Origin of the sequence: Paenibacillus sinopodophylli (genome assembly GCF_005930355.1) — a bacterium.
Lineage (GTDB): Bacteria > Bacillota > Bacilli > Paenibacillales > Paenibacillaceae > Pristimantibacillus > Pristimantibacillus sinopodophylli.
Map to the genome: position 1 here is coordinate 2,458,104 of NZ_VDBO01000001.1, position 13,969 is coordinate 2,472,072.

The following is a 13,969-nucleotide window of genomic DNA, read 5'->3' on the forward strand; positions in this document are numbered from 1 at the left end:
TAGTCGCTACCCCCTAATCAAACTTGTTTCAACTGGTTTGCCGTTCAATGCTGTCGAGATAATCCATTTTTGCTCTGCGGCATGTATCTCTTGATGTCCGCTTGCAGTACTTGAGCGATCAGGTCTGCCGACATATCGGACAGCTGCCTTCTTAGGCGCCAATGCGCGAAGCCTTGGTTCCATAAAGCTCCATGATCCCATGTTTTGCGGTTCTTCCTGAACCCAAACAATCTCTTCGAGCTTGTCGAATTGCTTCACGATGCGCTCAATTTCGGCATGCGCGAACGGATAAAGCTGTTCAACCCTTGCAACGCGCAGCCATTCGAAGTCCTCCGAGTTGGATGAAGCAAGTGCTTCTTCAACATCAATGGCAACCTTACCTGTGCAAAGCAGAAGGCGTTTGACCTTATCCTTCTGATCCTTAGGCTCTGTCAGGCTAAACTGTGGCAGCACTGGCTTGAATGAGCCTTCGCTGAAGTCAACACCATGCGAAGCAACACGCGGATTACGAATCAAGCTTTTCGGTGCCATTAGCACAAGCGGCCGAACCTGCTCCGTACCAAGCATTGCTGCCTGCTTACGCAGCAAATGGAAATATTGAGCGGACGTTGTCAGGTTGGCAACCGTCCAGTTATTATCAGCTGACAGCTGAAGGAAACGCTCAAGTCTTGCACTTGAATGCTCCGGTCCTTGGCCTTCATAGCCATGCGGCAGCAAAATCGTAATACCTGATTTTTGCGACCATTTCGCACGACCCGCTGAGATGAACTGGTCGAATATGACCTGTGCAACGTTCGCGAAGTCACCATATTGTGCTTCCCAGATTACGAATGTTTCGGGAGCAAACACATTATAGCCATATTCAAAGCCGAGTACTGCCGTTTCGGACAGCGGGCTATTATGAACGGCGAAGGATGCTTTCGCTTGCGGCAGCATATGAAGCGGTGAGAATTTAGCAGCCGTAGCATTGTCATTAAGCATAATATGACGATGAGCGAACGTACCGCGCTCTGAATCCTGACCACTCAGACGAATTGGCGTACCATCAGCCAGAATCGTTGCGAACGCAAGCGTTTCTGCATGTGCCCAGTCAACCTTCTCACCATCATTAAGAGCAGATGCTCTACGCTGCAATATACGCTGCAGCTTCGTATACTCCGTGAAACCCTCTGGACGATTAAGCAGCTCCAGATTAATCTCGCGAAGCGTCTCAAGCGGAACGGCCGTGCGTGCTTCTTCACTGGATGGAAGCTCCGATTTCCGCTGCTCTCCGCGTATTTTCGGTTCGCCTTCCTTTGCCTTCATCGCATCGTAGGCTGCTTGCAGCTTACCATTCGTACGTTGGCGAAGCTCCTCGACCTGCTCTTCAGTAATCGCTTTCGCCCCTTTAAGCTGCTCGGTATAAAGCGTGCTTACTGTTGGGTGATTACGAACCTTCCCATACATGAGCGGTTGTGTTACTTCTGGATCATCCATCTCATTATGACCGAAACGACGGTAGCCGATCAAATCAATAACGAAACCTTTATTGTAGCGAAGGCGGTATTCGCAAGCGAGGCGTACGGCTGCCAAGCAAGCTTCCGGTTCATCCGCGTTGACATGTACAATCGGAATGTCGAAGCCTTTCGCAAGATCACTTGCGTAATGCGTCGAACGTGAATCAATACTGTTCGTTGTGAAGCCAAGACGATTGTTCGCAATAATATGAAGTGTTCCACCGTTATGGTATCCTTGCAGCTTATTGAAGTTCAGCGTCTCGGCAACGATACCTTCACCGATGAAAGCCGCGTCACCATGAACGCAAATCGTAACTGCTTTGGATGGATCCTGCTCAGGGAAGCCTGGCTTGCTGCGATCCTCCTGTGCAGCCCGCGTGAAGCCTTCAACTACCGGATTAACAAACTCAAGATGACTCGGGTTGTTAGCTAGAGTTAGGTTAGCGCGAATCGTTTCGCCTTCCTTAATTGCCCGGTCAGCACCCAAATGGTATTTCACATCGCCAGTCCAGCCATAGTTAAGGCCCATCGAGCCTTCCGAAGGAATCAGCTCTTTGTTAGGCGCATGATGAAACTCGGAGAAAACTTTCTCATAAGGCTTGCCAAGTACATGCGTAAGTACGTTGAGACGTCCGCGATGTGCCATGCCCATTAGAATATTGTTGGCACCGTCGTGAGCAACCGCCCGGACGATTTCATCCAATACAGGCACAAGCATGTCAACGCCTTCAATGGAGAAGCGCTTCTGGCCGACAAATGTACGGTGCAGGAAATTCTCGAAATATTCGACTTCAAGCAATCGCTCAAGCAATGCCGAACGTTCTCTTGCCGACAACGGTGCAGGGAAGCTTCCCGATTCAGCTTGCTTATGCAGCCAGTTCCGTTCATTCTCATCATGGATATGTGTGAATTCATAAGCAGCAGAACGCGTATAAATTTCTCTTAGACGGCTGATAGCCTCCCACCCGTTCGAGATCGATGCAGGTGCATTGTCCCAAATAAGCGAAGCAGGTATAGAAGCCAAATCCGCTTGCGTCAGGCCAAAGGTTTCTGGATCAAGCAGCTTCGTATCTGCTGCCGGACTAAAGCCGAGCGGATCGATATCCGCAGCTAAATGGCCGTATCTGCGGATGTTCAGCATAAGCTGATGCGCAGCGACAACCTTCTTCAACATATTTGAGTCAATCGGTCCAGGTGCTGCATTTGATGCAGCCTGTTGTTCGCTTGGCTTTGCTGTATGACCAGTAGCTCCGATCGATACTGCTGGAGGTGCTCCAAAACGTTCAAACAGCTCACGTACCGTTGCTTCAACGGCATCAGGCTCAGTTAAAAAACGTTCGTATTGCTCCTGCACATACCCAAGATTGGGTCCATAGTAGCTTTGCCAAGGCGAATAATTACGCTCATCATGGTTGCTCATTGCAGAAAATTCCACCCTCTCTATTCATTGCCATCCTATTATTTTCTAAGGCAGAGCTCATCATACATGTCCGCCAGCTTGCAAAAAGCTTAAACTGTTTCAACTTGCTCTATTATTATGATTGGTTAACTGTTAATACCGCGATCTCCATCGTTTGGTTTCAAATCACGGCTATATCTAGGATGCTTATTTAAAGCTCCTTTATATTTTAGTACATAGTACGCTTGCCTTCCATAATCATATTGGCATTGATATCATCCATTTCAAGCATTGATTGTCGTTCTCGGACGACCGATGAAGCATTAATGGCTTTGAAAAATAGACTTCAGAAACAGGAACGCTGCCCTATTCTGGTACTCCCCTACCTCATGTCCTGAAAAAGGATAGTCATTCAGTTCTTTTTTCGAATTAATCCGATTGAAAACTGCGTAAACGGTTTCCGGTAAGCATACCGTGTCCTTCCAGCCAACAGACATTAAGACCGGTGCTTGTATGCGCTCCGCAAGGTTGAGCATGTCAAAGTGGGCCATCGTATGTAGTACATTCTCAAGCCTGTCTGGATAACGCTTTACGTACTGGGCAACTTCTGTCAAAGAGCCTGTTGAATGCATGATGCCATAATCCATATGACACATATTTGGTATATCGGCTACGACAGCACTTACTTTCGAATTGAGTGCGGCAGCTAATAGCGCAAGTCCACCTGCCTGGCTTCCCCCAACTACCGCAATACGGGATGCATCAACCTCCGGCTGCAGCGCGGCTGCATCGACTGCTCTTACCGCATCCATCGTGATCGCCCTATAATAGCTTTGTTCGATATTGTCTATGCCTTGCGTAACCCAGCCTTTTATCGCACCTTCATCTGTAGTAAGCAGGTTGCCGGTCTCGCCTCCCTGTCCTCTTGCATCAACTGCAAAGACAGCATAGCCGAGAAGCAGCCATGCCGCATATCGCTCAGGCAGGCCCTTATCGCCAGTATACCCTTGATAGATGACGACGCAAGGAAGCTGCTCCTCGCGTAAGCCCTGCTCCGGAACGATGTACAGCCCATGAATAGGAGTTTCGTCACTCCCCTTGTAGGTTAAGCGTTCCGTTCTAACCGTAGGAAGCGGCGTATCCAGCATCTCCTTTACAATGCCAAGCGGCTTGTCCGCGTAGCTCTCCAGCACTTTGTCCCAGTAATGGCCTAGCTTTGCCGTATCCATCGTTACAGGTGGATAGTAAGCCAATAAATCACTTTTTCTTTTTTCTATCGCATGCATATCAGTATACCCCCAATTCCATATGATTCGTCCACCTGCATAATGGTACATAAACATTTAAGTAAGCGGTCTCATAACTGTACAGAAAGCATCCCCCCTTATCTCAAGGAGGCTCTGCTTTATCTAAAATATACGATGAATCTGCCTATTTATATCTTTCAACAAAGGGAACGACTAGGAAGAACCATTCACACGGTGGACTCCAGACGAAAACAATAGTTGGGCTTACATCGTTGATTTCTCACTTTTATCCTTTAACACGAGGGGTCCAATAACAAATGCCATGACAAGCAGCACTGCTCCAGTCGCCATTGACACTCCGTAGCTTTGCATCCAATAAGGGCTTTGTGCTGCCAGCTTATAAATCCATCCCCCTAACAGCGGGCCAGCAAAACCAGTAATACCGGTTAATGCTGAGAATACGGCAATATACATCGGCCGCTCGGACTTTGGCGTATCTCCAATAATAAAATTGAAGGCCAGAAGATTATAGCCTCCAATACCAATACCAAGCACGATATGGACGATAATGAGTACAAGAATGGCAGGCAGTATCTCCATTCCCGACCATAGCAGGCAAGCCACTCCAATGATCGGAAGCGACCAGCGCAGCAGTGTCCGTGTTGTATATTTGCTGTTCAAATTTCCCCAGTAATAGTAGCTGAACATCATCACAATCATTTGAATGGTTGTAATGACAGTTACCCATGTATAGTTGAGCTTGACGATATCAAGCATAACATACGAGAAGAACGGTACCGCTATATTTTGGATGAGAATAAAGGTTGCGAGAAAGATGGTTGCCAGCATATAAGTCCGGTCACGAAGCGGTTTTTGAAGCATTTTCCATTTGGATGATTCAATCGATCGCTCAAGCGGTAGATTAGGATAACGATACAGCTCGATCCCATTCCAGATGGTAGCTGCCGCACAAATTACATACAGGACGACGAAACCGTGCCCCTCAGGCATTCGATTAAGAATTTGTCCGCCAATGAGCAAACATAAGCTTGCGATCGCCCAATGTATCGTATTACGTATGCCGAAGTACCTCCCTCTAACCTTAGCAGGAACCATATCCGCTACAAGCGAGGTCCAGAGTACACCGGCAGACTGCGCACAAATAAAGGACACCGTAAACATCCCGATATATGTCACAACCCAGTAACTCTCAGGCACCCAGAAAGGAATAAGCCCGGTTGCCGTCCATAATGAACGGTGAATCAAGCTGAATAGCATGACGTAGAGTCTACGGTTCTCGAAGCGGTGCATATAGAAAGCAATGATAAGTTGCACTAAGTTGGCAAATGCAGGTATCGCAAGCGCTGCACCGATGGCGTCAGACTTAGCACCCAAATAAAGGAGGTATGCCGTTAACAGCGGGCCCCCTAATAAATTTCCAATAATCGTAGCAGGAACGCCTTCCACAATAGCCGTGTGTAGGCCTTTTCTCTGCTCGGACATTCTCCGTCTAGGCAACAGGATGTCCTTTAACATATAGACCCTCTCCGCTCCGCTTACTCGTGGTGTACAATCAATTCTATCAATGTCCTAACCATGACACCGGTCGCACCCTTCGTCTCCCAGCCCCGACTTGATTCCAGCCATGCTGTACCAGCGATATCTAGATGGACCCATGGCAGTCCTTCTGCGAAATGTCCGATAAATAGCCCACCTGTAATGGTACCGGCATAACGGCCACCGCTGTTTTTCAGATCTGCAGCATCGCTCTTTATTTGCTTCTTGTATTCCGGATACGCTGGAAGCTGCCATATGCGCTCGCCAGCCCGCTCCGAAGCTGCTTGAACCTGCTTGAATAATTCCTCATGATTGGTTACAGCACCTGTTGCCTGCGTGCCTAATGCAACCGAAACTGCTCCGGTCAGTGTTGCTACATCGACAAGCTTCGTCGCACCCCGCGTAATTGCCGTCGTGAGACCATCTGCAAGTACAAGTCTTCCCTCGGCATCCGTATTCACGATCTCTACCGTATGGCCGCTCATCATGCGCAGCACATCTCCCGGCTTAATCGCACGGTCAGACGGCATGTTCTCAGCGGTTGGAATAACAGCAATCACATTAATAGCCGGCTTCAGCTCCCCGATAACACGCATAGCTCCAAGGACAGCTGCTGCACCACCCATGTCGGATATCATCTCCTGCATGCCCTCTGCCCTCTTCAAAGAGATGCCGCCGGTATCAAACGTAATCCCTTTGCCAATTAAGCCCCATGCCTCTTCCGAACCAGGATTGCCTTTATAATGAATTACAATCATTCGCGGCGGATTAATGCTGCCCTGTCCGACGCCAAGCAGACCACCCATGCGCTGCTCTGCGGCACTCCATTCGTCGATGACCTCGATTTCCAAATCAAGCTCGCGTGCCATTTCCTCCGCATGATACGCAAGCCGCTCTGGAGTCAAGTCATTGCCTGGCAGATTCGTCAAATCTCGAGCCAAGTTAACCCCTTCAGCATACAGCTTGCCTTTGGCAATCCCGCTCTCCCACAATGTTGCGTGCTCAGCCGCAACTGCCGCCCCTTGCGGAACGAATGCAACCTCTTTCAGTGTAAAGCGCTCTGACTGCTCCCGCTTCAACGGCTGGCGTACATGGAGCGCTAGAAGCAACCCTTCTGTCAGCGCTTGTGCCGCGCGTTCTGCACCGATCGAAGCATAAGCTCCTTCGAGCACAGCATCAGGCAACAGGATTTGAACCTTCTCTGCACGTAGCTTTTTCAATGCTTTCGCCGCAGCTGCAGCTGCAAGGCGCAAGCCCGAAGCTCCAGCTTCTTCATCATGTCCTACGAAAACAATATGTGCAGCAGGATATAGCCCTAGTGTAGGCATAACCTCGACCTGCTCAGCATCAGCTTTAAACAATCCTTTGGCATACTGCGCCTTGAGTGCATCATCGATCTGCGGCTGTACAATCGGCATAGCACCTTCCCCTTGCACAAGCTCTTTTTTGCTGACAAATCGAATGACCGCCTCAGCAGCAGCTTGTTCTGTACTGCGTGTTCCGTATGTAAATTGTACGCTCATTAGTTGATCCCCACTTTCCTCATGGATCCATATGCATGGTCATCCACCAAATATAAGTCCAATTAATACGTTTAGCCAACCTCATTATACCTAACGTCCTACAACTTTTCTATGCTTATCATTGAAGAATATGAATAGCCTGCCACGCCATAATCATCAAAAAACTCCCCTTCCTAAGCGGAAGAAGAGCTGCTAGTTGTAGCTTTGCATATCAAGCATGTCCACTGATCCGTTAAGCTAGCGGCAATGTGATAATAAATTCTGTCCCAATACCTGGCTGACTATCGACCCGTATCGTTCCATTGTGGTTGCGAACAATCCGGTAGCTAACCGATAATCCAAGTCCAGTACCCGCTTGCTTTGTCGTAAAGAAAGGATCAAACAACCGATTCATCGTTGCCTTCTCCATCCCTTTTCCATTGTCCTTCATAATAATTTCTGCAGATTGACCGTTGCTCCGCGTCATAATGTTGATAAGGCCTCTGCGTTCGCTCTGCACCTCTTCAATAGCATCAAGCGAGTTTTTGATGATGTTCAGAATAACCTGTTTAACCTGCTTTACGTCTATGGAAACCAAATGATCGGCACAGCAGCACTCCGCTCTGATTTCGCAATTCCGCATCAAAGCCTCGCTCTCGGTCAACAAGACAACTTCCTTTATCAAATGATCGATAGACACCATTTGCTTCATCGGTGCCGACGGCTTAGACGAATTTAGAAATTCATAAATAATATCGTTGGCTCGGTCAATTTCTGTCAGTATAATACGTGCGTATTCCTCTTTGCCAACTTCCAACAAATAAGGCCGGAGCAGTTGAATAAAGCCGCGAATACTCGTTAATGGATTGCGAATTTCATGCGCAATTGCTGCTGCGATCTTGCCCAGCATCGCCAGCTTGTCGTTCTGCAAAGCCGTCTGCTCGATCTGCTTGTACTCTGAAACATCCTTGACGCTAATTAGAAAATCTCCATCTAACTGATCGCCATAAGTAACGGTTACTAGTAGATGTTTGCCATCCTTATGCTGGAACTCATAGTACCGACTATGCATAAGAAACATTTCCTTATACAGCCTTAGGATCGTTCGCTTTGTACTGCTCGCCAATTGTCTGTGCCGTAGTATTTCTTTAATGGTGCAGCCAATCAATGTTTTACGAGGTATATCAAGCAGCTTGGCCATCTGCACATTGATGAAGGATAAGATGCCGTCGTTATCAAACAACGCAATCCCACTGTCCATATGCTGAAGTACATTCTCATATTTGTTTTTGACCTTTTCGAACGAACGATTCGATCTGAACAGCATCTCTCTCATCTCGCTAAATTTCTGCTCGGTTGATCGTTCAGGCTGCAGCCGGAATCGACAGGCTACCATAACCTCCATTAAGAATACAAAAGAACGATTGTATAACCTTACTGCTTCTTCTGAATCTACATTCGCAGCTAGTGACTGTATACATTCCTCATGAACGGCAATGATTTCTTCCGGGTTTATTCCGTAAAGCTCCTTGCCCAGCTCGTTGGCATGGAATAAAGATACTTCCTTACCACTTCTAATATACTCGGCAAGCGCCGGGAAATAGCGCTTTCGAATGGCCAACATCATGTACTCCTCCCCGGCAACTTCTATAGATAAAGGTTACGGTTATTACTAATCATAGGGCGAGTTTACAATCGCTGTCAATCGGAAATACTGTCGAAAATTGTTCGTAGAATAGGCATATAGTATTGCCCCTTCGATATTAGGACTTTAGACTACTTGCTAGATTTAGCATTGTCCACTCCCCTATTACGATCAAAAAACCTGCTAGTCCCTTGTCAGCATGGTTGCTTACGCTATTGCTCCGATCATTTTCATCGCTTATTGTCGTCCTTATTACTTGTGTTTTTTCTGTTTTCATTTCTCCCGTTTGTTTCTTTATCATCATTATGATCAGCACTTCGGCCATTCCGTTCTTCGCTGCGATCATTGTCATTGTCCTTGCGCCAGCCGCTTCCTCGATCATAATTGCCGCGATTGTCATTCCGGTTCTGGCCGCGATCATCATTTCTTCCTTGATCCCAACGATCGCCCCTGTCTTGTTCATCATCCTTTTTATTGTCATCCTGTTTGCCCGCATTCGGCCGATCAGGCTTAGACGGTTTATTGGACTTGTTAGGCGTTGTTACCGGTTTATTGCCTCGTGTACTGTTCTCCGCAGGTTTTTTGGTCTCCGCTGGCTTAATCGTTACACTGCCAACTGGCTTTACCGGCTTCTCTGCTTTGACTGGCTTGTTCGTATTAGGTGTTGAGGCTGGCCTAGCTGTACTCGGCTTATTTTCATTTTTTTGCTGGTTAGCCTTCTCCTCCTGCTCCTTCGCAACCAACTCTTTCAGCTTTTCCTTACTTGTATCCTGTGCGTTATCTACAATCGTTTTTAGGCCGCCAACCGATGCCGTTACTTTATCGATAGATTGCTGCCTCAACTGTTCTAACTCAAGCTGATAGCCCTCTTCCTTAGCCATCAAATAAACAGCCATTTTACCGGAGGAAATACCATTCACAGCTGCTTCTTCACGAACCTCATTCGGAATAGACATGGTCGTAATCGTTGCGCTTGCAGCCTCCTCAGTGAGCGTGCTTAGCAGCAATCGCAAAGTCTCGTCGACCTTCCCTGTCAAAATACTTTCATAATCGAGCTTTAATGCAGAATCATCACCAAGCAATACGCTTGTAATAAAAATATCTTTGTTCGGAGTATCCAGATAATGCGAGGTCTTCGCCTTCTCAAGTATAGACGCAGCCACCATTTCAACATTTACTCCATCATACTGGAGGCCTTTTATAATATGCTCCCCGTCCGGGTTTAACGCGCGCAGCTCACGAACCTTCTCATTCTCATCTACACCAAGCTCTACACTTGGATTGATATCCATGCTTACATATGCAACGACTGGATTTGCATCCCGTTCGATAAAGAACAGCAACGGCAGGAACAATACTAGCAATAAAGCAGCTGCGCTTCCATACCAATAGACTGGCTTTACGGTGCGGGACTTCTTATACTCTGCTTCGAATATGATTTCTTCTCCAAGCTGCATCGCTTCTTGAATAGGGGCTTGCAGAAATTGTCCGTCTGCTGTCATTACAACAGCATGCTGCTTATGAATACTCACAACAACTCCACGTTTCATTTGCTTGCCTCCCTGTTCGAATTTGCATGCTCGCTGGATATTTGTAAATAATCATGCATATATGGATATGCTCCTGAAATCACCAACGCGATCGCGATGATATATTTTCGATTCCGTTCTACTGTCTTTCGTGAAACGCCGCATAGCTCCGTCAGCTCTTTAACTGGCAGCTTGCTCGTTTGTCTAAGCGTTGTGAACAAATCATCCTTGCTAATTAACGTTTGTGCAATGCCCATTAGTAGCCTTCGCGAATCTGTATGCTTAGGGGATACCTCCACTAGCTCAGCGAACGTGATGCCGAATTTCCCCAGCTCATGGTTTAGCTCGCCGATCTCAACCCTGCGTTCATCCTCTGTACGCTTCATTTCAAAAGCAAACATCGCTTGTTTGGTCTCAACTGAATTGTATTGCGGCTGCTCCTCGTCCTCTGTATCAAACATACTATAAGGAACAACTTTCGAATGCCTCTGTTCTTTTCGGACATGGTCAATAAGCCGGCGGCGAATGACGGTTTCAGAAAATCCAATAAACGATTTTCCTGCATGACTTGCGAACTGATTGATGGCTTCATTAAACGCTAACAGCGCTATGCTGAACTCATCATCCCGGCTCGGGTCAATATACCGTTTGCAGAATCGGCTTGTTACTTTCATGATATAAGGTTTGTAATCTGCTATGAATTGCTCACGCAGCAGCTCGTCTCCTTCGCGAATGCGAGCTATCTTTTGTTCGGGAGTAAGCTTAGCCTTCTCCACCGCTTCAGCAGGTACCGCTTTCCGCAAGAAGCGTTTGAACAATACAAGTAACAACCGCTCCACCTCACTATTAGAATGATTCGTTTCTGTTTGACCGGTTTAAGGGGGTCATTATGAGAACATTTTCATTTATTTCAAAATAAGAAAAGCCTCCAAAAAGGAGGCTCACCATTCATGTTTAAATAAACTAAACGGAAGTACGGCGTTGGCGCAGCTTATTCCTTCTATTGTTCAGCATCCCAAGACGCTTTTTAAGGACAAGCTGCCAATCCGTATCCTCGATTTGCTTCGCAAAGCAAAGCAAGTCAAGTGCCATATCGATTTGACTGTGAACAACATCCATTGGATCTTCATTCTCGTGATTCACACAATTCTCGAGGAGCGCCTTGCCCTCCTGCTCAACGTACTCCTGGAAATCAACCTCAGCAGCACCATCGCCATGCGCATACTCAGCTAATATTTCATATTCATTCTCAATTAAATAATGGATATCCACACGGTGACATACCGGACAGAACACGATAGGCACATTATGAATATGCGTTCGAAAATGCTTTAGCGTTCCCTTAGTTCCAATCATGCTAGCTCCACAGCAAAAACTCATTGACGACTCCTCCTTAAAGGTTTGTGTAACAAACCTACATCGTAAGCATCAACTAAGGTTTGCATAGCAAACCTACTTCGTAAGCATCAACTAAGGTTTGCATAGCAAACCTACTTCGTAAGCATCAACTAAGGTTTGCGTAGCAAACCTGGGCAAAAGTAAAGAGAATGAATAAAGAAGGCGACTTTCCATGCCTTTATATCCTGTGGCTATACTTTATTCGCTTTGCACACCCTAAATTCCTGCTTCTCATGATAATATGTACCCCTTTAGCTTTGTACACAAACAAAACCCGCGCCATTGTATGGCACGGGTTTTGTAGCAAACAGTACGAAACGTATTATTTCGATACCAATGTTTGTTGACCTGGTTTCCAGTTAATTGGGCAAAGTCCGCCGGATTGCAATGCTTGCAATACGCGAAGCGTCTCGTCAACGCTGCGGCCTACATTGTTGTGGTTAACAACTTGGTATTGTACTTCGCCTTCTGGATTGATGATGAATAGGCCGCGAAGTGCGATACCTTCTTCTTCAATCAGGACGCCGTAGTCACGAGCAACGCTTTTCGTGATGTCAGCTGCAAGAGGGAATTCAAGTTGACCAAGTCCATTATCATTAACCGGCGTGTTGATCCAAGCACGGTGACTGTGTTTGCTATCTACGCTGACACCAAGAACTTCAGTGTCCAATTTTTTGAATTCAGCAGCTGCAAGGCTAAGTGCTGTAATTTCAGTTGGGCATACGAAAGTGAAATCAAGCGGGTAGAAGAACAATACTAGCCATTTGCCTTTGTAGTCTGCAAGGGATGCTGTACCGAAATCTTTACCGTCGCCTGTTGCTGTTTCCATTGAAAAATCTGGGGCCTGGCGGCCTACCAAACGCTCTGCCATTATAGAAAACCTCCTTGACCTATCCATAAATTTTTTGTATTTTTGTCACTTCATCTGTGTGACTTACCTAGTAAATCATATCACCAGTCTAGAATGAAGTCAATATTATAACGATTATTTATTTATAATAATTATAAATAATGAACTACTTTCTTAGAGCTGCTACGATCAAATCGCCCATTTCAGTTGTACCGATTGCTTTGCTCTTGTCAACAGCGATGTCGCCCGTACGGTGTCCAGCGTCAAGAACTTCTTTGACAGCCGCTTCAATGGCTGCAGCAGCTTCATGGTAACCGAAAGTAAGACGGAACATCAAAGCAACCGAAAGAATCGTTGCGATTGGATTGGAGATTCCTTGGCCTGCAATATCAGGAGCAGAGCCGTGTACCGGCTCGTACAAGCCGAAGCTGCCTTCACCTAGTGAAGCAGATGACAACATGCCGATCGAGCCTGTAAGCATAGCTGCTTCGTCACTAAGAATATCGCCGAACATGTTTTCAGTAACGATAACGTCGAAGCTTGACGGACGGCGAAGCAATTGCATCGCGCAGTTATCAACAAGCACATGCTCAAGCTCAACCTCTGGGTATTCAGGAGCAATCCGGTTAACAACTTCGCGCCATAGACGAGAAGTTTCCAGAACGTTTGCTTTATCAACAGAAGCGAGACGCTTGCCCCGTGTCATTGCAATATCGAATGCTTGGCGAACGATACGCTCGATTTCTTGTACATTGTACACGCAAGTATCTACCGCTTCTTCACCGCCAGCGCCTTCGCGGCGGAATTTCTCGCCGAAGTAAATGCCGCCTGTCAATTCACGGACAACGATTAGATCTGTACCCTCAAGCACTTCCGGCTTCAATGTTGATGCTTCTTTCAAGCAATCAAACACAGTAGCTGGGCGGATATTTGAGAATAGGCCAAGCGCTTTGCGAATACCGAGCAAGCCTGTTTCTGGACGAAGCTCTTTGGAGTTGTTATCCCATTTCGGGCCGCCTACTGCACCAAGCAATACTGCGTCTGCACCTTTACAAAGGTCAAGCGTTTCCTGCGGCAGCGGTGTTCCTTTCTCGTCAATCGCGATACCGCCGAACAAGCCATGCTCCGTTTCGAATTGGTAACCGTAAAGCTCCTCGGTTTTTTTAAGTACTTTAAGCGCTTCGCCAACAACCTCAGGTCCAATACCGTCGCCGGCAATAACAGCAATTTTTTTTACTTCTGACATAATAAATTTAACACTCCTCTTTTTCAGTTAAACTTGTCCTTCAGCATCTCAACGAAGAGCGAGAAACGACAGGTTTTTCACTCATTCTCATTCTATTATC

At 46.8% G+C, this 13,969-nt stretch carries 10 protein-coding genes; all 10 read right to left on the reverse strand.

Going from position 1 to position 13,969, the window contains the following annotated elements; genetic code table 11:
• Positions 1-6 precede the first annotated feature (6 nt).
• The gene (locus FGT79_RS10845; RefSeq protein WP_138752666.1) at positions 7-2,916 is read right to left on the reverse strand and encodes a 2-oxoglutarate dehydrogenase E1 component; all 2,910 of its coding nucleotides are present in this window, start codon (positions 2,914-2,916) and stop codon (positions 7-9) included.
• Positions 2,917-3,218: 302 nt separating this feature from the next.
• Positions 3,219-4,181 (reverse strand): acetylxylan esterase, encoded by a 963-nt coding sequence (locus FGT79_RS10850; RefSeq protein ID WP_138752667.1) that lies wholly within the window; start codon positions 4,179-4,181, stop codon positions 3,219-3,221.
• A 225-nt stretch (positions 4,182-4,406) separates the two neighbouring features.
• Entirely contained in the window at positions 4,407-5,678 is a 1,272-nt protein-coding gene (locus FGT79_RS10855) for an MFS transporter (RefSeq protein ID WP_138752668.1), read from the reverse strand.
• 20 nt (positions 5,679-5,698) lie between these two features.
• The gene (locus FGT79_RS10860) at positions 5,699-7,222 is read right to left on the reverse strand and encodes a leucyl aminopeptidase (protein ID WP_138752669.1); all 1,524 of its coding nucleotides are present in this window, start codon (positions 7,220-7,222) and stop codon (positions 5,699-5,701) included.
• Between the two features lie 232 nt (positions 7,223-7,454).
• On the reverse strand, positions 7,455-8,825 hold the full coding sequence (locus FGT79_RS10865; RefSeq protein WP_138753043.1) for an ATP-binding protein: 1,371 nt from the start codon (positions 8,823-8,825) through the stop codon (positions 7,455-7,457).
• A gap of 251 nt (positions 8,826-9,076) precedes the next feature.
• The gene (locus tag FGT79_RS10870; RefSeq protein ID WP_138752670.1) at positions 9,077-10,396 is read right to left on the reverse strand and encodes an anti-sigma-I factor RsgI family protein; all 1,320 of its coding nucleotides are present in this window, start codon (positions 10,394-10,396) and stop codon (positions 9,077-9,079) included.
• Positions 10,393-11,205, reverse strand: coding sequence for an RNA polymerase sigma factor SigI (sigI, locus tag FGT79_RS10875; RefSeq protein ID WP_138752671.1), 813 nt, complete (start codon positions 11,203-11,205; stop codon positions 10,393-10,395). Before sigI ends, FGT79_RS10870 begins: the two co-directional genes overlap by 4 nt.
• Positions 11,206-11,338: 133 nt before the next feature.
• Positions 11,339-11,755 (reverse strand): hypothetical protein, encoded by a 417-nt coding sequence (locus FGT79_RS10880; protein WP_138752672.1) that lies wholly within the window; start codon positions 11,753-11,755, stop codon positions 11,339-11,341.
• 340 nt (positions 11,756-12,095) lie between these two features.
• Complete coding sequence (locus FGT79_RS10885; protein WP_138752673.1) at positions 12,096-12,644, reverse strand: peroxiredoxin; 549 nt, start codon at positions 12,642-12,644, stop codon at positions 12,096-12,098.
• Between the two features lie 145 nt (positions 12,645-12,789).
• The gene (gene leuB / locus FGT79_RS10890) at positions 12,790-13,869 is read right to left on the reverse strand and encodes a 3-isopropylmalate dehydrogenase (protein WP_138752674.1); all 1,080 of its coding nucleotides are present in this window, start codon (positions 13,867-13,869) and stop codon (positions 12,790-12,792) included.
• Positions 13,870-13,969: the final 100 nt, after the last annotated feature.